This is a genomic window from Variovorax sp. 10N432, assembly GCF_056394465.1.
The window spans coordinates 64,609-85,797 of sequence record NZ_JBFTHX010000022.1; the positions used below are offsets into that span (position 1 = coordinate 64,609).

At 69.6% G+C, this 21,189-nt stretch carries 21 protein-coding genes; 8 read left to right on the plus strand and 13 right to left on the minus strand.

Annotated elements, in window-relative coordinates:
- Positions 1–24: 24 nt before the first annotated feature.
- From AC1DF3_RS23555 to AC1DF3_RS23590, 8 genes are all read right to left on the minus strand, one after another.
- Positions 25–1,320 carry an acetyl-CoA hydrolase/transferase family protein gene (locus AC1DF3_RS23555; protein WP_478141004.1) on the minus strand — a complete coding sequence of 432 codons (1,296 nt, stop codon included), beginning with the start codon at positions 1,318–1,320 and terminating at the stop codon, positions 25–27.
- A 36-nt stretch (positions 1,321–1,356) separates the two neighbouring features.
- Positions 1,357–2,604, minus strand: coding sequence for a phenylacetate--CoA ligase family protein (locus AC1DF3_RS23560; RefSeq protein ID WP_478141005.1), 1,248 nt, complete (start codon positions 2,602–2,604; stop codon positions 1,357–1,359).
- Positions 2,601–3,431 (minus strand): ABC transporter ATP-binding protein, encoded by an 831-nt coding sequence (locus tag AC1DF3_RS23565; protein WP_286534303.1) that lies wholly within the window; start codon positions 3,429–3,431, stop codon positions 2,601–2,603. The genes AC1DF3_RS23560 and AC1DF3_RS23565 overlap by 4 nt, the downstream gene beginning before the upstream one ends.
- 20 nt (positions 3,432–3,451) lie before the next feature.
- Entirely contained in the window at positions 3,452–4,777 is a 1,326-nt protein-coding gene (locus AC1DF3_RS23570) for an ABC transporter substrate-binding protein (protein ID WP_478141006.1), read from the minus strand.
- Positions 4,778–4,806: 29 nt separating this feature from the next.
- Positions 4,807–5,871, minus strand: coding sequence for a branched-chain amino acid ABC transporter permease (locus AC1DF3_RS23575; protein WP_478141007.1), 1,065 nt, complete (start codon positions 5,869–5,871; stop codon positions 4,807–4,809).
- 14 nt (positions 5,872–5,885) lie between these two features.
- Positions 5,886–6,815, minus strand: coding sequence for a branched-chain amino acid ABC transporter permease (locus tag AC1DF3_RS23580; RefSeq protein ID WP_286534300.1), 930 nt, complete (start codon positions 6,813–6,815; stop codon positions 5,886–5,888).
- Entirely contained in the window at positions 6,815–7,600 is a 786-nt protein-coding gene (locus tag AC1DF3_RS23585; protein ID WP_286522027.1) for an ABC transporter ATP-binding protein, read from the minus strand. Before AC1DF3_RS23585 ends, AC1DF3_RS23580 begins: the two co-directional genes overlap by 1 nt.
- 82 nt (positions 7,601–7,682) lie before the next feature.
- Positions 7,683–9,617, minus strand: coding sequence for an AMP-dependent synthetase/ligase (locus tag AC1DF3_RS23590; protein ID WP_478141038.1), 1,935 nt, complete (start codon positions 9,615–9,617; stop codon positions 7,683–7,685).
- A gap of 93 nt (positions 9,618–9,710) precedes the next feature.
- Here AC1DF3_RS23590 and AC1DF3_RS23595 point away from each other — a divergent pair, with 93 nt between their 5' ends.
- Positions 9,711–10,448: a Crp/Fnr family transcriptional regulator gene (locus AC1DF3_RS23595; protein ID WP_286534298.1), complete on the plus strand. Its 738-nt coding sequence runs from the start codon at positions 9,711–9,713 to the stop codon at positions 10,446–10,448.
- 75 nt (positions 10,449–10,523) lie between these two features.
- Entirely contained in the window at positions 10,524–11,510 is a 987-nt protein-coding gene (locus AC1DF3_RS23600; protein ID WP_286534297.1) for a helix-turn-helix transcriptional regulator, read from the plus strand.
- Between the two features lie 12 nt (positions 11,511–11,522).
- Here the strand turns inward: AC1DF3_RS23600 and AC1DF3_RS23605 are convergent, their stop codons facing one another.
- Positions 11,523–12,149, minus strand: a complete 627-nt coding sequence (locus AC1DF3_RS23605) for an SOS response-associated peptidase family protein (protein ID WP_286534296.1) — start codon at positions 12,147–12,149, stop codon at positions 11,523–11,525.
- A 117-nt stretch (positions 12,150–12,266) separates the two neighbouring features.
- Here AC1DF3_RS23605 and AC1DF3_RS23610 point away from each other — a divergent pair, with 117 nt between their 5' ends.
- A complete protein-coding gene (locus AC1DF3_RS23610; protein WP_478141008.1) occupies positions 12,267–13,025 on the plus strand; it encodes an SDR family NAD(P)-dependent oxidoreductase in 759 nt (252 codons plus the stop codon).
- 129 nt (positions 13,026–13,154) lie between these two features.
- Here the strand turns inward: AC1DF3_RS23610 and AC1DF3_RS23615 are convergent, their stop codons facing one another.
- Both AC1DF3_RS23615 and AC1DF3_RS23620 read right to left on the minus strand, forming a co-directional pair.
- Complete coding sequence (locus AC1DF3_RS23615; RefSeq protein ID WP_478141009.1) at positions 13,155–14,117, minus strand: Bug family tripartite tricarboxylate transporter substrate binding protein; 963 nt, start codon at positions 14,115–14,117, stop codon at positions 13,155–13,157.
- 128 nt (positions 14,118–14,245) lie between these two features.
- Positions 14,246–14,458: a hypothetical protein gene (locus AC1DF3_RS23620; RefSeq protein WP_286534292.1), complete on the minus strand. Its 213-nt coding sequence runs from the start codon at positions 14,456–14,458 to the stop codon at positions 14,246–14,248.
- Between the two features lie 146 nt (positions 14,459–14,604).
- On the opposite strand from AC1DF3_RS23620, the gene AC1DF3_RS23625 reads away from it, so the two are divergent.
- Positions 14,605–15,372 (plus strand): pseudouridine synthase, encoded by a 768-nt coding sequence (locus AC1DF3_RS23625; RefSeq protein WP_286534289.1) that lies wholly within the window; start codon positions 14,605–14,607, stop codon positions 15,370–15,372.
- 16 nt (positions 15,373–15,388) lie between these two features.
- Here AC1DF3_RS23625 and AC1DF3_RS23630 read toward each other — a convergent pair whose 3' ends face one another.
- Complete coding sequence (locus AC1DF3_RS23630; RefSeq protein WP_478141010.1) at positions 15,389–16,396, minus strand: zinc-dependent alcohol dehydrogenase family protein; 1,008 nt, start codon at positions 16,394–16,396, stop codon at positions 15,389–15,391.
- 103 nt (positions 16,397–16,499) lie between these two features.
- Between AC1DF3_RS23630 and AC1DF3_RS23635 the strand changes: the two genes are divergently transcribed.
- The gene (locus tag AC1DF3_RS23635) at positions 16,500–17,426 is read left to right on the plus strand and encodes a LysR family transcriptional regulator (protein WP_478141011.1); all 927 of its coding nucleotides are present in this window, start codon (positions 16,500–16,502) and stop codon (positions 17,424–17,426) included.
- 10 nt (positions 17,427–17,436) lie between these two features.
- Here the strand turns inward: AC1DF3_RS23635 and AC1DF3_RS23640 are convergent, their stop codons facing one another.
- On the minus strand, positions 17,437–17,916 hold the full coding sequence (locus AC1DF3_RS23640) for a DUF3761 domain-containing protein (protein ID WP_286534285.1): 480 nt from the start codon (positions 17,914–17,916) through the stop codon (positions 17,437–17,439).
- Between the two features lie 148 nt (positions 17,917–18,064).
- Between AC1DF3_RS23640 and AC1DF3_RS23645 the strand changes: the two genes are divergently transcribed.
- The 3 genes from AC1DF3_RS23645 to AC1DF3_RS23655 are packed head-to-tail and all read left to right on the plus strand — an operon-like array spanning position 18,065 to position 21,166.
- Positions 18,065–18,724: a response regulator gene (locus AC1DF3_RS23645; protein ID WP_478141012.1), complete on the plus strand. Its 660-nt coding sequence runs from the start codon at positions 18,065–18,067 to the stop codon at positions 18,722–18,724.
- Positions 18,721–20,082, plus strand: coding sequence for a sensor histidine kinase (locus AC1DF3_RS23650; RefSeq protein WP_478141013.1), 1,362 nt, complete (start codon positions 18,721–18,723; stop codon positions 20,080–20,082). Before AC1DF3_RS23645 ends, AC1DF3_RS23650 begins: the two co-directional genes overlap by 4 nt.
- 58 nt (positions 20,083–20,140) lie before the next feature.
- Positions 20,141–21,166 carry an ABC transporter substrate-binding protein gene (locus AC1DF3_RS23655; RefSeq protein WP_478141014.1) on the plus strand — a complete coding sequence of 342 codons (1,026 nt, stop codon included), beginning with the start codon at positions 20,141–20,143 and terminating at the stop codon, positions 21,164–21,166.
- The last annotated feature ends 23 nt before the right edge of the window (positions 21,167–21,189 follow it).

Sequence of the window (21,189 nt, forward strand, 5' to 3'; positions counted from 1 at the left end):
TCGGAATCCGGCGCGCTGCTTTTTTCAGAGCAGCTTCGCGCGCTTCGCCTGCTCGGTCAGATCGGCGCGGAAATCCGGGTGCGCGATCGCGATCAGTTCCTGTGCCCGTTGCTTGGCCGACTTGCCGCGCAGCTGGGCCACGCCGTGTTCGGTGACCACGTAGTTGATGTCGTTCTTGCTGGTGCTGACATGCGTGCCCGGCGACAGCGAGGGCACGATGCGCGAGATCGTGTCGCCCTTGGCGGTGGAGGGCAGCACGATGAAGGCCTTGCCGCCGCGCGAGCGGTTGGCGGCGCGCACGAAGTCGGACTGGCCGCCGGTGCCCGAGAACGGCGCATGGCCCAGGCTCTCCGAGCCGCACTGGCCCAGCAGGTCGATCTGCAGGGTGGCGTTGATGGCGACCAGGTTGTCATTCAGGCCCGCCAGCGCCGGGTCGTTGGTGAAGTTGACGGGGTGGATCTCGACCGCCGGATTGCGGTCCATGAAGCGGTACAGCTTGCTCGAGCCGAGCGCGAAGGTCGCGATCGTCTTGCCGGGCAGGTAGTTCTTGCGCCGGTTGGTGACCACGCCGGCCTCGATCAAGGTCAGGATGCCGTCGCCGAGCATCTCGGTGTGGATGCCCAGGTCGCGCTTGTCCGTGAGCTGCATCACGACCGCGTCGGGAATGCCGCCGTAGCCGATCTGCAAGGTCGAGCCGTCCTCGATCAGCTCGGCGACATGCTTGCCGATGGCCTGCTGCACCGGGCCGATCTTCGGCAGTCCGACCTCGAGCACCGGGTCGCTGCTTTCGACCAGGGCCGCGACCTGCGAGACATGCACGTGGCAGTTGCCGTTGGCGAAGGGCACGTTGGGGTTCACCTCGAGCACCACCGCGCGGGCCCGGGCCACCGCCGCCATCGTGTAGTCGGCCCCCAGGCTGAGCGCGAAGTAGCCGTGGGCGTCCATCGGCGAGGCCATGCTGAACACCACGTCGGCCGGGATCTGGCCGCGCTCGATCTGCGCCGGGATCTCGGAGAAGTAGTTGGGTATGAAGTCGATCCAGCCCTCTTGTCCGCCGGCGCGGGTCGCACCGCCGAAGAACAGGGCGACGTGGCGCACGTGCTGCGTGGTCTCGGGGTCGATGTAGGCGTACTTGCGCATCGCCAGGATCTGCGACACCTTCACGTCCCTGAAATCGCGCCGCTGCACCGACAGCGCGGTGAGCAGCGCGGGCGGCTCGCCGACCCCGGTCGGCACGATGATCAGGTCGCCGTCGCGCACCTGGCGCACGGCCTCGGCGGCCGGCTGCAGCTTCTGTTGGTAGAGGTCTTGGATGGTCATCTCTAAAGCTCCTGTTCGCGGCCGCCATCTTCCATCTTATTTATAGCTGCGTGCATCCTCGATGACCTTGCCATCGTTGGGCAGGCTGCCGGGCGCCACCAGCTCCACCGCGCCGCGCAGCTTGGTGACGTCGCGGATCGACTCGGCGATGCGCTCGGCCAGGCCCTCGGGCGCCGCCGGGCATTCGAGCCGGAGCGTCATGCGGTCGTCGGCCATCTCGCCCTCGACCACCAGCCGCGCCCGCTGTACCTCGGGAAAGCGCCGCGCGATCTCCGCCACCTGGCTCGGATGCACGAACATGCCGCGCACCTTGGTGGTCTGGTCGGCGCGGCCGAGCCAGCCCCTGATGCGCGTGTTGGTGCGGCCCGTGGGACAGTGCCCGGGCAGCACGGCCGACAGGTCGCCGGTGCCGAAGCGGACCAGCGGATAGTCGGGATTGAAGGTGGTGACGACGACCTCGCCGACCTCGCCTTCGGGCACCGGATCGCCGGTGCCCGGGCGCACGATCTCGACGATCACGCCCTCGTCGAGCACCAGGCCTTCGCGGGCCGGGGTCTCGTAGGCGATCAGCCCGAGGTCGGCGGTGGCGTAGCACTGCATGCCGGCCACGCCGCGCTCGGCCATCCAGTCGCGCAGGCTGGGCGGAAAGGCTTCGCCCGACACCAGCGCCTTGGTCAGCGAGGCGAGCGCGATGTTCTTCTCGGCCGCCTTCTCGATCAGGATCCGGAGGAAGCTCGGCGTGCCGATGTAGCCCGTCGGCCGCAATTCGGCGATGGCCTCGACTTGCTGCTCGGTCTGGCCGGTGCCGCCGGCGAACACGGTGCAGCCGAGCGCGCGGGCGCCGCTGTCCATGATCGATCCGGCTGGCGTCATGTGGTAGCTGAAGCAGTTGTGCACCAGTTCGCCGCCGCGAAAGCCGGCCGCGAACAGCGCCCGCGCCGTGCGCCAGTAGTCGCTCGCCTCGCCCTCGGGCTCGTAGATGGTGCCGGGGCTGGCGAACACGCGCGGCATGCGGGACCCGAAGCGCAGCGCCGAGAAGCCGCCGAAGGGGTCGCTGGCGCGGCGCGCCTTCTGCAGCGCCAGCAGCTCGGACTTGCGCGTCACGGGCAGCTTCGCCAGCGCCGCGCGGCTCGTGATCTCGGCCGGCCTCACGCCGTCGAGGATGTGGCCGAAGGCCGCGGTCGCGGACTGGGCCTGCAGGACCTGCCTGGGCAGCGCCGCCAGCAGGTCGCGCTCGCGCTCGGCCGGGTCGCGGACCTCGAGCGCATCGTAGAAATCCGTCATGCCAACCACCGCTTTCTGCGCTTGTAGCTCTTCACGTCGCGGAAGCTCTTGCGGTCGGCGCCGCCGACGCCGAGGTAGAACTCCTTGACGTCCTCGTTCTCGCGCAGGCTCTTCGCCTCGCCGTCCATCACGATGCGGCCGTTTTCCAGGATGTAGCCGTAGTCGGCATAGCGCAGCGCCATGTTGGTGTTCTGTTCCGCCAGCAGGAAGGTCACGCCTTCCTTCGCGTTCAGGTCGCGCACGATGCCGAACACCTCGTCGACGATCTGCGGCGCCAGCCCCATCGAGGGCTCGTCGAGCAGCACCATGTTGGGGTTGGCCATCAGCGCCCGGCCGATGGCGCACATCTGCTGCTCGCCGCCCGAGGTGTAGGCGGCCTGCGAGCCGCGCCGGGTCTTCAGGCGCGGGAAGTAGGCGTAGACCTTCTCGAGCGTCTGCGCGATCGCGGCCTTGCCGTCGGTGCGGGTGTAGGCGCCGGTCATCAGGTTGTCCTCGATCGACAGGTGGGCGAAGCAGTGGCGGCCCTCCATCACCTGGATCAGGCCGCGCTTCACCAGGGCCGCGGGCGACAGTGCCTCGATGCGCTCGCCGCGCAGCTCGATCGTGCCCTTGGTCACCGCGCCGCGCTCGCCCGCCAGCAGGTTCGACACGGCGCGCAGCGTGGTCGTCTTGCCGGCGCCGTTGCCGCCCAGCAGCGCCACGATGCCGCCCTCCGGCACCGTGAGCGAGACGCCCTTCAGCACCAGGATCACGTGGTTGTAGATGACCTCGATGCCGTTGACCTCCAGCAGCGGGGCTGCCGGCGCGGGCGCGGATACGTTGACCATGGCGTGCTGCGTCGGGCCGCTCAGCTGCAAGTGCGCGGCTTGATGTTCTTGTCTTTCGCGTACTTGGCCGAGTACTCCGCGACCAGCGGGTCGAGGTTGGCCTTGCGCGCCTGGTACCAGTCGGGCTGTACCTGCCACTTGGCTCCGTCCCACTGCGCGATGCGCGCCCAGTCGGTGCCCATGTGGTTGCTGCACGAGGTCTTGATCGGCCGCATGATCTCGCCGAAGCCCAGCGCCTTGAGCTTGTCGGCCGAGAGGTCGAGGTTCTCGTAGCCCCAGCGAACCTGCTCGGGCGTCAGCGTCTTGCCCTTGCCGTACTTTTCCTGCGCGGCGCGGATGGCTTCGACCTGCAGCATCGCGATCATCATGCCGCGGGTGTGCGCCATGACGCCGATCTCGTCGGCGTTGGCGGCCGTGCCCTGGCCCTTGTCGTAGACGAACTTCTTCAGGTCGTCGTGCACCTTGTCGCGCGAGGCGCTGTTGTGGATCGTGACCGTGTTGTAGCCCTTGGCGCCGGCGCCGATGTCCTTCACGTCGTGGTCCGAGCCGGCCCACCAGACCGAGTACATCTTCTCGCGCGGGAAGCCGCTGGCCTGGGCCTCGCGGATGCCGGCCGGCGTCATCACGCCGGCACTCCAGAACAGCACGTAGTCGGGCTTCTGCTGGCGGATCTGCAGCCACGTCGACTTCTGCTCGACGCCGGGCGGCGTGACCGGGAACAGCGCCAGCTCGAAGCCGTCCTGCGCCGCCAGTTTCTGCAGCAGCAGGATCGGCTCCTTGCCATAGGGCGAGTCGTGGTAGACCAGCGCGATCTTCTTGCCCTTGAGGCTGCCCTTCTCCTTCTTGGCGATGTCCTGCAGGATCACGTCGGTGGCGGTCCAGTAGGTGCCCAGCAGCGGGAAGTTCCATTCGAACACCGTGCCGTCGACCGACTGCGACAGGCCGTAGCCCATGGTCTCGATCGAGACCTTGTCGTTGAAGGCCTTGTCGGTCACCGCGAAGGTGATGCCGGTCGACTGCGGGTCGAAGCCCGAGGCGCCCGTGCCCTTGGCCTTCAGGCGGTCGTAGCATTCGACGCCCTTGGCGGCGTCGTAGGCGGTCTCGCATTCCTCGTACGCGAGCTTGACGCCGTTGACGCCGCCGTCGCGCGCGTTCACCAGCTTGAGGTAGTCCTGCTTGCCGTCGGCCCATGGGATGCCGAGCGGCGCGAACTGTCCGGTGCGGTAGACCAAGAGCGGGATGAACTGCTCGCCGGCGGCCTGCGCCCGGGCCGGCACCGGCAGCATCGCGGACGAAAGCCCGGCCGCTGCGATGGCCGCCGCGAGAGCGATGGACTGGAACTTCATGCTGTGTCTCCTGTTGTTGAATGGACGGGTCAGTGAGGGAAGGGCCACAGCCGCAGCTTCTGCCGGGCCGTGGCCCACAGGGCGGCGAGGCCGTGCGGCTCGACGATCAGGAAGAACACGATCAGCGCGCCGAAGATCATGTGTTCGAGGAAGCTCGCGGTGCCGGTCGAGATCGCCAGCCCGAGCCAGTGCGGCACGAGGTTCAGGAACAGCGGCAGCAGCACGATGAAGGCGGCGCCGAACACCGCGCCGACGATCGAGCCGAGGCCGCCGATGATCACCATGAACAGCAGCTGGAAGGACTTGTCGATGCCGAAGGCGGCCGGCTCCCAGGCCCCCAGGTGCACGAAGCCCCACAGCGCGCCGGCGACGCCGACGATGAAGGAGCTGACGGCGAAGGCGCTGAGCTTGGCGTAGACCGGCCGGATGCCGATCACCGCGGCCGCCACGTCCATGTCGCGCATCGCCATCCATTCGCGGCCGATCGCGCCGCGCACCAGGTTCTTGGCCGCCAGCCCCAGCAGCACCAGCAGCGACAGGCACAGCAGGTACTTGCGCGCCGGGGTGTCGAGCGCAAGGCCGAAGAACTGCAGCGCCGAGACGCTGACCGAGCCCGACGAGGAGCCGTTCGTGACCCAGGCCACCCGGTTGGTGAACCAGTCGGTGAAGAACTGCGCCGCCAGCGTCGCCACCGCCAGGTAGAGGCCGCGGATGCGCAGGCTCGGGATGCCGAACAGGATGCCGAAGACCATCGCGCAGAATCCGCCGCCGATCAGCGACAGCAGCAGCGGCATGCCCTCGATGCGCGCGTTCAGGTTGTAGGCCGCATAGGCGCCGACCGCCATGAAGGCGCCGGTGCCGAGCGAGATCTGGCCGCAGTAGCCGACCAGCACGTTGAGCCCGATGGCCGCCAGCGACAGGATCAGGAAAGGCACCAGCACGGCGCGGAAGAGGTAGTCGCTGGCCAGCATCGGCACGGCGACGAAGGCCACCAGCGCGAACAGCCCGAGCGCGATGCGGTCCTGCGCGATCGGGAAGATCTGCAGGTCGCTCTGGTAGCTGGTCTTGAACTGGCCGTTTTCGCGGTAGAACATGGTGTGTCGAGGCCCTAGACGCGGTCGATGATCTTGTCGCCGAACAAGCCCTGCGGGCGGACCAGCAGGAAGGCGAGCGCCAGCACGTAGGCGAACCAGTTCTCGATGCCGCCGCCGACCATCGGCCCGAGGTAGATCTCCGACAGCTTCTCGCCGACGCCGATGATCAGGCCGCCGAGGATCGCACCGGGCACCGAGGTCAGGCCGCCGAGGATCACCACCGGGAAGGCCTTGAGCGCCACCAGCGAGATCGAGTACTGCACGCCCAGCTTGGAGCCCCAGATGACGCCGGCCACCAGCGCGACCAGGCCGCCGACCGACCAGACGATGACCCAGATGCGGGCCAGCGGAATGCCGATCGATTGCGCCGCCTGGTGGTCGTCGGCCACCGCGCGCAGCGCCCGGCCGGTCTTGGTCTTCTGGAAGAACAGCGACAGCGCGACCACCAGCAGGGCCGCCATCGCCGCGGCGTAGAGGTCTTCCTTGCTCAGCAGCAGGCCGCCCTGGAACACGTTCTCGAGCACGATCATCGGATCCTTCGGCATGCCGACGTCGATCTTGTAGGTGCTGCTGCCGAACAGCAGCTGGCCGGCGCCGTCGAGGAAGTAGCTGATGCCCAAGGTCGCCATCAGGAGCGTGATGCCTTCCTGGTTGACCAGGTGGCGCAGCACCAGCCGCTCGACCAGCCAGGCCACGACCACCATCGCCGCGGCCGCGACGCAAGCCGCCAGCAGGTTGACCAGCAGCATGCTGTCGAGGCCGGTCCAGCGCGGGATCCATTCGGCGAAGCGCGCCATGGTGAGCGCCGCGAACAGCACCATCGCGCCCTGCGCGAAGTTGAAGACGCCCGAGGCCTTGAAGATCAGCACGAAGCCGATCGCGACCAGCGCGTAGAGCATGCCGGCCATCAGGCCGCCGAACAGGGTTTCGAGGAAAAAGCCCATCAGTGTTCAGTCCCCAGGTAAGCCCGGATCACGTCCTCGTTGTTGCGTACCTCGTCGGGCGTGCCGTCGCCGATCTTCTTGCCGTAGTCGAGCACGACCACGCGGTCCGAGATGTCCATCACCACGCCCATGTCATGCTCGATCAGCACGATCGTGGTGCCGAACTCGTCGTTGACGTCGAGGATGAAGCGGCTCATGTCCTGCTTCTCTTCCACGTTCATGCCGGCCATCGGCTCGTCGAGCAGGAGCACCTGCGGCTCCATCGCCAGCGCCCGGCCGAGGTCGACCCGCTTCTGCAGGCCGTAGGGCAGGCGGCCCACGGGCGTCTTGCGGTGCAGCTGGATCTCGAGGAAGTCGATGATGCGCTCGACGAATTCGCGCTGCGCGATCTCCTCGCGCGCGGCCGGCCCCCAGCGCAGCGCCTGCGCGAGGATGCCGCTCTTCATCTTGAGGTTGCGCCCGGTCATGATGTTGTCGAGCACGCTCATGCCCTTGAACAAGGCCAGGTTCTGGAAGGTGCGCGCCACGCCCATCTCGGCCACCTGGCGCGAGTTCATGTGCCTGAAGTGCTGGCCGCGGAAAGTGATCTGGCCCTGCTGCGGCTGGTAGACGCCGTTGATGCAGTTGAGCATCGAGCTCTTGCCGGCACCGTTGGGGCCGATGATCGCGCGCACCTCGTGCTCGCGGACATCGAAGCTGATGTCGGTCAGCGCCTTGACGCCGCCGAAGCTGAGCGAGATGTTCTGCACGTCCAGGATGACGTCGCCGGTCTTCCTGCTGCTCATTGGAGCCCCCACTCTCGGCACTTCGTGTCCTCGCTGCCCCCCGAGGGGGCGCGAGCTTGCTTGGGGCGGCCCGGCGCGGCGCTCATGCGGCTGCTTTCAGCGCTGGAAACCGCTTGGCATCGACGATCTTCAGTGTCGCGCTGACCACACCCGTACGGCCGTCCTCGAACTTGACCTGGGTCTCGATGAACTGCTCGGTCTTGCCGCCGTACAGCGCCTCGATCAGCACCGCGTACTTGCCGGCGATGAAGCCGCGCCGCACCTTGCGCGTGCGCGTGAGTTCGTCGTCGTCGGGGTCGAGCTCCTTGTGCAGCACCAGGAAGCGCGCGATCTGGGTGTCGCCCATGCCTTCCTCGGTTGCCAGGTCGGCGTTGACCTGGGCGATGCAATCGGCCACCAGCCCCAGCACCTCGGGCTTGGCCGCCAGGTCGACATAGCCGCCATAGGCCAGGCCGCGCCGTTCGGCCCAGTTGCCGACGGCCTCGAAATCGATGTTGACGAAGGCGCAGACCTCGTCGCGGCCGTCGCCGAAGCACACGGCTTCCTTGATCTGGGGAAAGAACTTGAGCTTGTTCTCGATGTAGTTGGGCGCGAACATCGCGCCGCCCTGCATGCGGCCGACGTCCTTGGCCCGGTCGATGATGCGCAGGTGGCCTTCGGCATCGAGCACGCCGGCATCGCCGGTGTGGAAGTAGCCGTCGGCGTCGAGCACCTCGGCGGTGGCGTCGGGCCGCTTGTAGTAGCCCTGCAGCACCGACACGCCGCGCACCAGCACCTCGCCGTCGTCGGCGATCTTGAGCTCGATGCCGGGCGCCGCGCTGCCCACGGTCTGCAGCTTGACCTTGCCGTCCTGCTGCAGGCAGACATAGGCGCAGGTCTCGGTCTGGCCGTAGAACTGCTTGAGGTTGACGCCGATCGAGCGGTAGAAGCGGAACAGGTCGGGCCCGATCGCCGCGCCCGCCGTGTAGGCCACGCGGATGCGGCTCATGCCGAGCACGTTGCGCAGCGGGCCGTAGATGAGCAGGTCGCCGAGCGCATAGAGCGCGCGATCCATCGCACCGACCGGTGCGCCGTTGAGGATGTCGGCGCCCACGCGCCGCGCCAGCGCCATGAATTTCGCGTACAGCCAGCGCTTGGGCGCGGCCGCGTCCTCCATCCGGATCGACACCGCGGTGAGCAGGCCCTCGAAGGTGCGCGGCGGGCCGAAGTAGTAGCTCGGGCCGATCTCGCGCATGTCGTTCATCACGGTCTCGGCCGACTCGGGACAGTTGAGCGTGAAGCCGCCGACCAGCCACTGCGCGACCGAGAACAGATGGTCGCCGACCCAGGCCATCGGCAGGTAGCTCATGATGTTGTCGCCGGGGCCGAGCCGGTCGGTCTCGACCCCGCCGCGGCCGGCCGCGATGAAGCTCGCGTGCGTCTGGCAGACGCCCTTGGGGCGCCCGGTGGTGCCCGAGGTGTAGAGGATCACGGCCACGTCGGAGGCTTCGCCGGCGGCGACGCTCTGGTCGAAGAATCCGGGATGGGCGGCGTCCCAGGCGCGGCCGAGTTCGCACAGCTTCTCGTAGCCGAGCAGGCCGGGCTGGTCGTAGTGGCGCAGTCCGCGCGGGTCGTCGTAGACGATGTGGCGGATCGCAGGCCGCGTCTCGCGGCATTCGAGCAGCTTGTCGACCTGCTCCTGGTCCTCGGCGACCACGAATTCGACCGCGGCGTCCTCGAGCATGAAGACCATCTCGGCCGCCACCGCGTCCTGGTAGAGCGGCACCGGCACGCCGCGCAGGCTCTGCGCCGCGATCACCGCCATGTAGAGGTGCGGCCGGTTGGCGCCGACGATCGCCAGGTTGTCGCCGGCCTTGAAGCCCAGGCTCGCCAGTCCGCAGGCGAACTCGCGCACTTCGCGCGCGACGTCCGCCCAGGACCAGCTCTGCCAGATGCCGAGATCCTTCTCGCGCACCGCGGGGGCATCGGGCTGATGCTGCGCATGGCCCAGCAACAGGCGAGGAAAGGTAGGAGGGATGGTCTGCACGATGGGCGGACTGTAGGACCAACTTTGACGCCAACTTGTCGTTTGAACGACAATCCTAGGGACAACACTCCCCGGAGTTTCCCGATGCGCGGCACCGACCCTGGCACCTCCACGATCCGCGACCGCGTGCGGCCGGCCAGCGCCGAAGAGCTCGCCAGCATCCCGTGGCTGGACGCGCTGACGCCCGCCGAACGGCGCCGCGCCGAGGCCGCGGTGGTGGTCGGCGAGGCCGAGCCGGGCGACCTGGTCTGCCGCATCGGCCGCCCGCCGACCTACTGGTTCGGCGTCGTCGCCGGCCTGCTCAAGATGAGCAACGACAACGCCGACGGCACGTCGATGACCTACAGCGGACTGCCGCCGGGTGGCTGGTTCGGCGAAGGCACGGTGCTCAAGCGCGAGCCCTACCGCTATAACGTCCAGGCCTTGCGCCACAGCGTGGTGGGGGGATTGCCGGCGGACGACTTCCATTGGCTGCTCGATCACTCGATCGGCTTCAACCGCTTCGTGATGAACCAGCTGAACGAGCGCTTGGCGCAGTTCATCGCGGCGCGCGAGACCGACCGGCTCAACGATCCCGACGTGCGCGTGGCGCGCAATCTGGCGGCGCTGTTCAACCCGGTGCTGTTCCCGGGAGTCGGCGAGCTGCTGCGCATCACGCAGCAAGAGCTGGCCTACCTGATCGGGCTGTCGCGCCAGCGGGTCAACGAGGCCCTGCGCGCGCTGCAGGCGCAGGGCGCGATCCGGGTCGAGTACGGCGGCCTGCGCGTGATCGACCTGGCCGCGCTGCGCGCCAGCGTGACGGCGGGCAAGGGCGCTGCGTAGCGGTGTCGGGGGCAAGCCGCGCTCGGGCATGCAGAATGCTGGCGCGACTTCCCGGCCACGACAACGCTATCCCCGATGGACCCACTCGACGAACTGCAACGCTACAGCCAACTGCTCCTGCGGCTCTACCGCATGGCCCAGGATCTGCCGATCACCGAATTCCAGGACGCCGCGCTCGGGCTGGTCAAGGGGGTGCTGCCGTTCGACTCGTCGCTGTGGGGCACGGCCGCGCCGTCGGCCGGCGGGCCCGACATCCACACTGTCCACCTGCACAACAAGTCGCCCGAGATGCTGCCGGCCTACGAGTCGGTCAAGCACCTGGACACGGCGGTGGCGGGCATGTTCGCCGAGCCCCGGGCGACCCGCGGCTTCCACCTCGAGACCTGGTTCTCCGACCCGCGCCAGCAGGAGATCCGCGACATGATGCGGCGCTTCGAGATCGAGAACATGCTGGCCACCACCGTGATCGATCCCGCGACCCGCTTCGCCCACTGGATCCTGCTCTACCGCGCCGAGCGCGATGCCGGCTACACGCCCGAGGAGACCGGCCTGCTGGCGTTGCTGGCGCCGCACGTGATGGAGGCGCTGGCGATCAATCGCAAGATGCACCTGGAGCGGCTCGGTCCGGCCGAGCAGGACGCGGTGCCCCGCGGCAGTGCCATCGCCGACATGCGCGGCGTGGTCTACCACGCGGATGCGCGCTTCGCCGCGCTGGCCGGCGAGGAGTGGGACGACTGGCAGGAGCGCCGGCTGCCGGCTGCGCTCGCGAGCCACTTCCAGGGCGACGGCGAGCGCTTTCGCGGCCGCGCGGTGGTGGTCGACGCCCGCGTCGAGCAGCAGCTGCTGTTCCTCAAGGCCCGGCCGCGCTGCCGCGCCGACGGCCTGACGGCGCGCGAGTTCACGATCGCCAAGCTGATCGCCAAGGGCGACACCCACAAGGAGATCGCGCAGACGCTGACCCGCTCGCCGGCCACCGTGCGCAACCAGATCCAGGTGATCTACGAGAAGCTCGGGGTCGGCAACATCGCCGGGTTGATCGAGGCGCTGCGGCTGGCGGACTAGGGCGCGTCCACGCTAGGCTGCGCGTACCGACGCCGCCGGCAGCGTCTGCCGCGCCAGCTTGTCGTCGGCATAGGGCCGCAGGTAGGCCGCGGTTTCCTCCACCGGGCAATGCAGCCAGTCGTCGATCCAGGCGTCGCGCAGGATCGCGGTGCGGCGCTGCTCCGGCCGGCCCGGGGTGCCGAAAGTCAGCAGCGCGAAGCTCTCGACGCATTCGCCGGCGGGCGAGCGCCAGCCGTTCCAGAGGCCGGCCAGGGCGAGCGGCTGGCCGTCGGTGCGCGAGACGCGCACGGTGTGGCCCTCGATGTCGGCGTCCTGGAACACGGCATCGGCAAGGATCACGCAGCGATGGCCGCGCTTCCAGGGCTGGTAGAAGTTGCGCTCGGCAAAGGCGGTCTCGCCGCGTGCCTCGTGGGTGTGCAGGTCCTGGCCGTCCTTGCTGAACAGCGGGATCAGGCCCCAGCGCCCGGGGGCGATCTGGAAGCGGGCCAGCGAATCCTGGGCCGTGTCGTCGGCACGGGGTCGCCGCACGAACAGGCCTTGCTCGCCCGGCCGCACGATCGATGCCTCCGGCCGGCAGGCCAGACCGAAGCGCTGGGCGAAGTGAAGGGGCTCGCTCGCTGCTTGGTAGTGGGTGGGCATGGCCAGGACGGTGTGAAAGCTGGCGGATTCTAGTCAGCCGCCGATACCATAGGAAGGTTCGGCCTGCGCGCAAGCGGCGCCGGCGCGCCATAGCTCACGAAAACTCCCCAAAACTCCATGACCTCTTCCCGCCTCACCATCATCACCGGCGCTTCCCGCGGCCTGGGCCGCGCCATGGCCGAGCAGTTGCTGCAACCCGGCCAACGCCTGCTGTGCATCTCCCGCCAGGCCGACGAGCAGTTCGCCGCCCGTGCCCGCGAGGCCGGTGCCGAGCTTGAGCAGTGGCAGCTGGACCTGTCCGATCCGGTGCCGGGCGCGGCTCGGCTCGCGGCCTGGCTGCAGGGGCTCGACGCCGACGCCTTCGGCAGCGCGACCTTGATCAACAACGCCGGCACGGTCGGCCGTCCGCGCCCCTTGTCCGAAGCGGTGGCGAGCGAACTGGCGCAGGCGCTGCGGGTCGGGCTCGAGGCGCCGATGCTGCTGGCCTCGGCCTTTCTCGGCGCCACCAAGGGCTGGCGCGCCGAGCGCAAGGTGCTCAACATCTCCTCCGGCCTGGGGCGCAATGCGATGGGCAGCCAGGCGCCTTACTGCGCCGCCAAGGCCGGCATGGACCATTTCTCGCGCGCCGTGGCGCTGGAAGAAAAGGCGGCCGCCAACGGCGCGCGGATCGTCTCGCTGGCCCCCGGCATCATCGACACCGACATGCAGGTGGCGCTGCGGGGCGCCGAAGCCGACATGTTCCCGGACCGCGTGCGCTTCGAGAAGTTCAAGGCCGACGGCCTGCTCGACAGCCCGGCGTCGGCCGCCGCCAAGATCCTGAAGTACCTGGCGCGTCCGGACTTCGGCGCCAACCCCGTCGCCGATATCCGTGACTGAGTGGACCGGCACGGCCGGCGCAGCCCGGCCGCGTTGGTGGAACACCGCGGAACTGGCTTCGCCAGGCCGCAGGTGTTGCCCCCAGCAGGGGGGTGGGAGGGCTACACGCAGTGAGCCCGACCTGGGGGGTTACTCAATCGTCGCGCCGGAGTCGTGGACGATCGACTTCCACTTCTGGTAGTCGGTCTTCAGCAGGGTCTGGAGTTCCTGCGGCGTCATGGCCTGCGGCTCGGCGCCCTGGGCGATGATCGCGGCCTTCATCTCGGGCGTGGCCAGCAGCTTGTTGACTTCGGCGTTGACCGTCACGACCACGTCCTTGGGCGTGCCGGCCGGCATGAAGAGGCCATACCAGGTGCTGACGTCGAAGCCCTTGTAGCCCAGCTCGGCCACCGTGGGGACGTCTGGCAGCGAGCTGCTGCGGCGCGCCGAGGTCACGGCCAGGGGGCGCAGCTTGCCGCCCTGGATCTGGCTCATGGCCGAGGGCAGCGACGACACCATGAGGTCGACGTTGCCGGCCAGCACGTCCATCATCGCGGCGTTCGAGCCCTTGTAGGGCACGTGGCGCATCTTGATGTTGGCGGCGCTCTTGAAGATCTCGCCGGCCAGGTGGATGGTGGTGCCGTTGCCGGGCGAGCCGTAGGTGATCGAGTCGGGCGCCGCACGCGCCGCCGCGACGACATCGGCCAGCGTCTTGAACTTGGAATCGCTGCGGGTGACGATCACCACCGGTGTGTAGGCGACATGCGCCACCGCCACCAGGTCCTTGGTCGGGTCGTAGCTCAGGTTCTTGTAGAGCCAGGGCGCGACGACCATGTTGTCCTTCTGGCCCATCACCATGTCGTAGCCCGTGGGCGCCGCCCGCACCGCCTCGGCGATGCCGATGGTGCCGCCGGCACCGGCGCGGTTGTCGGGCACCACGGTCCACTTGCTGACCTCGGTCAGCTTGTTGGCGACCAGCCGCGACAGGATGTCGGTGCCGCCGCCGGGCGGGAACGGCACGATCATGCGGATCGGCTTGGCGGGATAGGGCTGGGCCTGCGCGGCGGTGAACGCCAGCGCCAGGGCGGCGAGGGTGAGCAGCTTTCGGATCATGGGGTGTCTCGTCGTTGGGCGCCGCGAAGATGCGGCGCCATGCGCCGGGAGTGTGCCCCAACCCGGCGGCCGCAGCGCTCGCGATTGGCGATGGCCGAGATCTCGGATCGCGACTGCGGTCGCCCGCGTCAATGCATCGTGGGCGGCCCGGCGTCGCCGTGCGCCTCGGTGCGCCGCTGCAGTGCCTCGATGCCGGCCATCATCGCCGCGCCGTAGGTCGGCATCGGCCCGGAAGCGGCGTCGATCGGGCGGCAGTCGCTGCCTTCCTGCTTCTGCAGCACCCAGTAGAAGTGACCGGCGATCGGTTCGTCGACGATCAGCGAGATCGCATGGATGTCCATGTGCAGTTCCTTGTTCAGCCCATGGACCGGTTGTACGCATGCCCCGCACGCCCGCAAAGCAACGAAATCACGCGGCGGTCCACGCGGTTGCAACAGTCGGCGCTTGCGTGAAAAACGCACGCCGCGGATCGCGGACAATGGGCGCGATGTCCGAGATCCCCGCCCCCTCCCGCCTCAACAAGCGCATGGCCGAGCTGGGCTTGTGCTCGCGCCGCGAGGCCGACGACTGGATCGCGCAGGGTTGGGTCAAGGTCAACGGCCAGGTGGCCGAGATGGGTGTCAAGGTGCTGCCCTCCGACCGCATCGAGGTCGACCGCAAGGCGCAGAACCAGCAGCAGCAGCAGGTGACGATCCTGCTGCACAAGCCGATGGGCTACGTCAGCGGGCAGGCCGAGGACGGCCACGAGCCCGCGGTGGTGCTGATCAATCCGCGCACCCACTGGCGCGAGGATCCGAGCCGCAACCGCTTTTCGCCGCCGCAGCTGCGCGGCCTGGCGCCGGCCGGCCGGCTCGACATCGATTCGGTCGGCCTGCTGGTGCTGACGCAGGACGGCCGCGTGGCACGGCAGCTGATCGGCGAGGATTCCGGCATCGAAAAGGAATACCTGGTGCGGGTGGCCTACGGCCCGGTGGCGCAAAACTCGCAGGCCGCCTTTCCGCGCGAACTGCTCGCGAAGCTGCGCCACGGCCTGAGCCTGGACGGCCAGCCGCTGAAGCCGGCCAAGGTCGACTGGCAGAACCCCGAGCAGCTGCGCTTCGTGCTGACCGAGGGCAAGAAGCGCCAGATCCGCCGCATGTGCGAGCTGGTCGGGCTCAAGGTCGTGGGGCTCAAGCGCATTCGCATCGGCCGGGTGGTGCTGGGCAACCTGCCGGTCGGCCAGTGGCGCTACCTGGGGACGGACGAACGGTTCTGAGCGGCCGGCGCACGGGTCAGAAACGCACGACGACCTTGCCGAAGGCGCCCTGTGCCAGGTGCGCGAAGGCGGCCGGCACATCCTCGATGCCGTAGGTGGCCGCAATCACGGGTTCGAGGCGGTTCAGGTCGACCGCACGCACCATCCGTTCGAGCGCGCGCGCATGGCCCACGCTGATGCCCTGGATCACGGCCCGGCGGCGGATCGCGTCGAAGGCCGAGCCGCTCATCGCGCCGCCTTCCAGCACGCCGATGACGCTGACGCGGCCGCCTTGCGCCACCGCCTCCAGCGAGCGGCCGAGGTTGGCGCCGCCCACGAGTTCCAGCACGTGATCGGCACCGCGCCCGTCGGTCAGCCGGCGCACTTCGGCGGGCCAGTCGCCGTCCCGCGCGAGGGCATGGGCGGCGCCCAGCGCGAGCGCCTGCTGGCGTTTGTCCGCGCTGCCCGACACCACGATGGCCCGGGCGCCGTGCAGGCGTGCGAACTGCAGCCCGAACAGCGCCACGCCTCCGGTGCCATGGATCAGCACGGTCTGGCCGGCCTGCAGCGCGCCGGTCTCGACCAGCGAGAACCAGGCGGTGAGCGCGGCGCAGGGCAGGGTGGCGGCCTGGGCCGCATCGAGCGTGCGCGGCGCGGCGACGACCCACTGGGCGTCCAGCACCACGTGCGAGGCCAGCATGCCCGGGCCGGGGCCGCCCATCGCGATGGCGTGTTCCGGCGCGGCGCCGTCCAGCCAGCCGCCGACGAAGGTGCTGATCACCCGCTCGCCGCCTTGCCATGCCGTGACGCCGGCGCCGACGGCGAGCACCGTGCCCGCCATGTCCGAGGCCGGCGTGAAAGGCAGCGGCGGCGTCCAGCCGTAGTCGTTGTCGAGCAGCATCAGGTCGCGGTAGTTGAGCGAGACCGCTTCGACGCGGACCAGGACCTGGCCGGGTCCGGGCTCGGGAATGGCGCCTTCCGAGAAGCGCAGATGCTGCCGGCCGAAGTCGGTGATGTGCCAGCGGCGCAGGGTGGTGTCTGTCATGGAGTGCTTGCAATGGAGTTGTGGAGAGCAAGTCGATGCTATTGGTTCTTACAATTCCGCAGTGGCGATAAATTTTCGATTGAATGAAGATGTGAAGGAACCAATGAGCGAACGTCTGAACGGCATCGAGGCTTTCGTGGCGGCGGTCGAGGCCGGCAATTTCGCGCTCGCTGCCGAGCGGCTGCACCTGAGCCGCTCGGCGGTGGGCAAGAGCGTCGCGCGGCTCGAGGCGCGCCTTGGCACGCGGCTGTTCCACCGCACCACGCGCAGCCAGAGCCTCACCGAGGACGGCCAGGCCTACTACGAGCGCTGCCATCGGGCACTGGCCGAACTGGACGCGGCCGACGCGGCGGTGGAGGCCGGCCGGCGGACGCCGACCGGGCGGGTGCGCATCACCATGCCGGCGCTGATCGGCCGGGCCTGCGTCGCGCCGCTGCTGCTGGCGCTCGGCCGTAAGCATCCGGCGCTGGCCTTCGACCTGTCGTTCAGCGACCGCCGCGTCGACCTGGTCGAGGAAGGCATCGACCTGGCGATCCGCAGCGGTCCGCTGGGCGACAGCGCGATGCTCTCGGCGCGGCCGCTGGGCCGGCAGTGGATCGGGATTTATGCGGCGCCGGGCTATCTCGCCGAACGTGGCCGCCCCTCGGGTTTCGAGGAGCTCGCGGCCAGCGCGGCGGCGCACAGCTTCGTCGGCTACGCGCGCGAGGGCTGGCCGCATCCCTGGCGCTTCCACGACCGGCTGGGTCGCGTCGCCGAGTTCGAGGTGCCGGCGCGCTCCAGCTTCAGCTGCGACAGCCTGGAGGTCAGCGCCATGGCCGCCATCGACGGCGCCGGGCTGGCGCGGCTGCCGACCTGGCTGGCGGCCGACGCTCTCGCCAGCGGCGCCCTGGTGCGGGTCTTCGAGGAAGCGCAGCCCTACGGCTACGAACTGAACGCCGTGTGGCCGCAGGCGCGCGCGCTGCCGCAGAAGACCCGCGTGGTCATCGACACGCTGGCCGAACGACTGCCGCCGCTGCTCGCGCTGCGCTGAGCAAGCAGCCTCAGCCCGCGCAGGCCTTGTTGTGCGAGGCGTGCATCCCCTTGGCCTTGGCCTCGGCTTCGCTCAGGTACTCGCCCTTCTTGGTCTTGCCGTAGTAGCGGTCGCCCATGCAGTGGTAGACCTTGGTCTCGTCGTTGGCCCAGACCTTGCCGGCGCCGCCGCCGGGTGCGGCGGCCATCGTCGACGGATCGGGCCGCGCCGCCGGCTTGGCGGCCGCCGCTGCCGCGGCCGGGGCAGCGGCGGCCGGTGCGGCTGCCACCGCAGGTGCCGCTGCAGGTTTCGCATCGGCCTTGCCGTACCAGGTCTGGATGCCCTTGTGGCCGCGGCAGGCGCCCGACTTGGTGTCGGGCGACGCAAAGCTGCCATCCTTGCATTGCACGGTGGTGCCGGCGGGCGCGCCGGCCGGCAGTTGCTGGGCCTGGACGCCGAGGGCGGCCAGCAGGCCTGCCGCGGCCAGCAAGGTCTTGGGGGAAAAAGTCATCCGGACGCCTCCTCGGGCGGTGAAATGGGGAACAACCATCGTCCGCGTGCGGTCTGAACGCCAGCTGACCGATCGGCGCATCGTCCGCTCATGCGGCGCTAACAATCCGGGCGTAGCCTCGCCGTCGAACCCGTTCCAAGGAGATTCCGTGCGCGCATTGCTGGTCGAAGACGACGAAATGATCGGCGCGAGCCTGATGCATGCGCTCGACCGCGCCGGCTGGTCGGTCGACTGGGTCCGCGACGGCCTGCTGGCGCACAGCGCGCTCGCCGATGGCGGCTACACCTGCGTGCTGCTCGATCTCGGGCTGCCGAAGCAGGACGGCACCGAGGTGCTGCGGCGCGCCCGCTCCCGCGGCGACGCCACGCCGGTGCTGGTGCTGACCGCCCGCGACGGGCTCGACGACCGGATCCAGACGCTCGACCTGGGCGCCGACGACTACCTGCTGAAGCCCTTCGCCCTGCGCGAACTGCTGGCACGGATGCGCGCCGTGGTGCGGCGCCGCGACGGCGCCGCGCATTCGGTCATCGGCACCGCGGCGCTGCAACTCGACCTCACGACCCGCGACGTGCTCGTCAACGGCGTGCGGGAGGCGCTCACCGCGCGCGAATTCGCGCTGCTGCATGCGCTGCTGGAGCGGCCCGGCGCCATCCTGTCGCGCGAGCAGCTCGAGGACCGCATCTATGGCTGGGGCGACGAGGTCACGAGCAACGCGATCGACGTGCTGATCCACGGCATGCGGCGCAAGCTGGGTGCCGAGGCGATCCGCAACGTGCGCGGGCTCGGCTGGCGGGTCGCACCGGCGTGAACGCCGGCTGGGGCTGGCGCCCGCGCTCGCTGCGCGCCCGGCTGCTGGCCTGGCTGGTGGCGCTGCACCTGCTGGCGATCGCGGCCACCGTGTGGCTCTCCTACGTGGCCTACGGCCGGCTGGTGAACAACTTCATGGACGACCAGATGCGGCTGGTGGCCGAGTCGCATGCGACCCACCGCCGGCTGCCCACCCTGCAGCCGGTGAGCCGCGACGACGTCGTCCAGCGCGGCGCCTTCGTGGTCCAGGTCTGGAGCGCCGACGGCGCCACCTTGCAGGCCACCTCGTGGCGCGGCCTGGCGCTGCCGCTGCAGCCGGAGCCGGGTTTCGGCAACGTCCGCCTCGGCCCCGGCGACACCGGCGAATGGCGCGTCTACACGCTGGCCGCCGAGCCGCCCGACGGCGCGCCGCGGGTGCAAGTGGTGCAGAACGACGGCTTCCGGCGCCAGCGGATCGTGCGCCGGGCACTGCTCGAAAGCCTGCCGATCCTGTTGCTGCTGCCGATCACGCTCGGCCTGCTGTGGGCCATCGTCTCGGCCGCCTCGCGATCGCTGCGCATCGTCGCCCGCGACCTGGCGGCGCAGGACGAGGCCAGCCCCGACGGCGTGCCGGTGGCCCGGGTGCCGGAGGAGATCGCGCCGCTGGTGGCGGCCTTCAACAGCCTGCTGGGCCGGCTGCGCAGCGCGCTGTCGGCCCAGCGCCACTTCATGCAGGACGCGGCGCACGAGCTGCGCACGCCGATGGCGGCGATCGGCCTGCAGATCGAGAACCTGCGCGCCGATGTGCCGCACGGCGACGCCGCCGAGCGCTTCGCCCAGCTCGAGGGCGGCGTCCGGCGCGCCCAGCACCTGATCGAGCAGCTGCTGCGCCTGTCGCGCCAGGACGCGCCTGCGCCCGGTGCCCGCGGCCCGGTGGACCTCGCGCTGCTGTTGCGCGACAGCGTCGGCCAGTTGATGGTGCTGGCCGACCAGCGCCGGGTCGATGTCGGCTTCGAAGGCCTCGTCACGCCGTGGGTCAGTGCGCCGGCGGCCGATCTGCGCAGCGTGTTCGACAACCTGATCGACAACGCGGTGCGCTATGCGGCCGAGGGCGGCGTGGTCGACGTCCGGCTGCACGCGGTCGACGGCCAGCCGGTGGTCGACGTGGTGGACGACGGCCCCGGCATCCCTGGCGAGCAGCTCGAGCGCGTCTTCGATCGCTTCTACCGGGTCGCCGGCGCCCCGGCCGGCGGCAGCGGGCTGGGGCTGGCGATCGCGCAGGCGGCGGCGCTGCGCAACGGGATGCGCATCGTGCTGGCCAACCGGAGCGACCGCAGCGGCCTGGTGGCCCGGGTCCATCTGCCGCCGATCGCTGCCTGAAGCCGCCACACCCGGGGACGCTATCCTGCGCGTCTCGTTCGTGAACCCGGGAGACTTCATGCGCCGTTTCGTTGCCCCAGCCCTCGCCGCCTTCGCCCTGACCGCCACCGCCCTGGCGGCGCAGGCCCAGGGCACAGTCAATGCCCTGTGCAGCACCGACGCCGGCTGGTGCGAGGCGGCGGCGGCCGAGTTCAGCCGGGCCACCGGCATCCGCGTGCTGCAGGCGCACAAGGGCACCGGCGAGATCGGTGCCCAGCTGCGGGCCGAGGCCGCCAATCCGAAGACCGACATCTGGTGGGGCGGCACCGGCGACCCCTTCCTGCAGGCGGCCGAGGAAGGCCTGCTCGAGCCCTACCGCCCGGCCTACATCAACGACCTGTACGACTGGTCGGTGCGGCAGTACGCGATGTCTGGCAACCGGGTCGGCGGCTTCTACACCAGTGCCATGGGCTTCGGCTTCAACACCGAGGTGCTCAAGAAGAAGTACCTGCCGGAGCCGCGCTGCTGGGCCGACCTGGTCAAGCCCGAGTACAAGGGCGAGATCGAGATGTCGCACCCCGCCACCAGCGGCACCGGCTACACCATCGTCGCCGGGCTGGTGCAGCTGATGGGCGAGGACGCCGCCTTCGACTACCTGAAGAAGCTGCACCGCAACACCACCACCTACACCCGCAGCGGCCAGGCCCAGGCGCCCAACGTGGCCAAGGGCGAGGTGGCGGTCGGCATCAGCTTCATCTTCGGCTTCGACAAGTGGCGCCACGACAAGTACCCGGTCAAGACCGCGGCGCCCTGCGAAGGCACCGGCTACGAAATCGGCGGCATCGCGCTGGTCAAGGGCGCGCGCAACAAGGCCAACGCCCAGCGCTACTACGACTGGCTCATGAGCCCGGCCGGCCAGGCCATCGGCGCCCAGGCCGGCAGCCTTCAGTCGCCGGCCAACCGGACCTTCAAGCCCGATCCGCGCATCCCGTCGATGGACGGCGTCAAGCTCATCAAGTACGACTTCGAGAAGTATGGCCAGGCGGCCGAGCGCAAGCGGCTGATCGACCGCTGGACGCGCGAGGTCGAGTCGCAGCCGCGCTGAGGCTCGTAAGGCTTTGAAACCGC

Excerpts from the sequence above, each read along its gene's own strand:
- AC1DF3_RS23555 (WP_478141004.1), bottom strand. The coding sequence starts at position 1,320 with ATGACCATCCAAGACCTCTACCAACAGAAGCTGCAGCCGGCCGCCGAG.
- AC1DF3_RS23560 (WP_478141005.1), bottom strand. The coding sequence starts at position 2,604 with ATGACGGATTTCTACGATGCGCTCGAGGTCCGCGACCCGGCCGAGCGC.
- AC1DF3_RS23565 (WP_286534303.1), bottom strand. The coding sequence starts at position 3,431 with ATGGTCAACGTATCCGCGCCCGCGCCGGCAGCCCCGCTGCTGGAGGTC.
- AC1DF3_RS23570 (WP_478141006.1), bottom strand. The coding sequence starts at position 4,777 with ATGAAGTTCCAGTCCATCGCTCTCGCGGCGGCCATCGCAGCGGCCGGG.
- AC1DF3_RS23575 (WP_478141007.1), bottom strand. The coding sequence starts at position 5,871 with ATGTTCTACCGCGAAAACGGCCAGTTCAAGACCAGCTACCAGAGCGAC.
- AC1DF3_RS23580 (WP_286534300.1), bottom strand. The coding sequence starts at position 6,815 with ATGGGCTTTTTCCTCGAAACCCTGTTCGGCGGCCTGATGGCCGGCATG.
- AC1DF3_RS23585 (WP_286522027.1), bottom strand. The coding sequence starts at position 7,600 with ATGAGCAGCAGGAAGACCGGCGACGTCATCCTGGACGTGCAGAACATC.
- AC1DF3_RS23595 (WP_286534298.1), top strand. The coding sequence starts at position 9,711 with ATGCGCGGCACCGACCCTGGCACCTCCACGATCCGCGACCGCGTGCGG.
- AC1DF3_RS23600 (WP_286534297.1), top strand. The coding sequence starts at position 10,524 with ATGGACCCACTCGACGAACTGCAACGCTACAGCCAACTGCTCCTGCGG.
- AC1DF3_RS23605 (WP_286534296.1), bottom strand. The coding sequence starts at position 12,149 with ATGCCCACCCACTACCAAGCAGCGAGCGAGCCCCTTCACTTCGCCCAG.
- AC1DF3_RS23610 (WP_478141008.1), top strand. The coding sequence starts at position 12,267 with ATGACCTCTTCCCGCCTCACCATCATCACCGGCGCTTCCCGCGGCCTG.
- AC1DF3_RS23615 (WP_478141009.1), bottom strand. The coding sequence starts at position 14,117 with ATGATCCGAAAGCTGCTCACCCTCGCCGCCCTGGCGCTGGCGTTCACC.
- AC1DF3_RS23620 (WP_286534292.1), bottom strand. The coding sequence starts at position 14,458 with ATGGACATCCATGCGATCTCGCTGATCGTCGACGAACCGATCGCCGGT.
- AC1DF3_RS23625 (WP_286534289.1), top strand. The coding sequence starts at position 14,605 with ATGTCCGAGATCCCCGCCCCCTCCCGCCTCAACAAGCGCATGGCCGAG.
- AC1DF3_RS23630 (WP_478141010.1), bottom strand. The coding sequence starts at position 16,396 with ATGACAGACACCACCCTGCGCCGCTGGCACATCACCGACTTCGGCCGG.
- AC1DF3_RS23635 (WP_478141011.1), top strand. The coding sequence starts at position 16,500 with ATGAGCGAACGTCTGAACGGCATCGAGGCTTTCGTGGCGGCGGTCGAG.
- AC1DF3_RS23640 (WP_286534285.1), bottom strand. The coding sequence starts at position 17,916 with ATGACTTTTTCCCCCAAGACCTTGCTGGCCGCGGCAGGCCTGCTGGCC.
- AC1DF3_RS23655 (WP_478141014.1), top strand. The coding sequence starts at position 20,141 with ATGCGCCGTTTCGTTGCCCCAGCCCTCGCCGCCTTCGCCCTGACCGCC.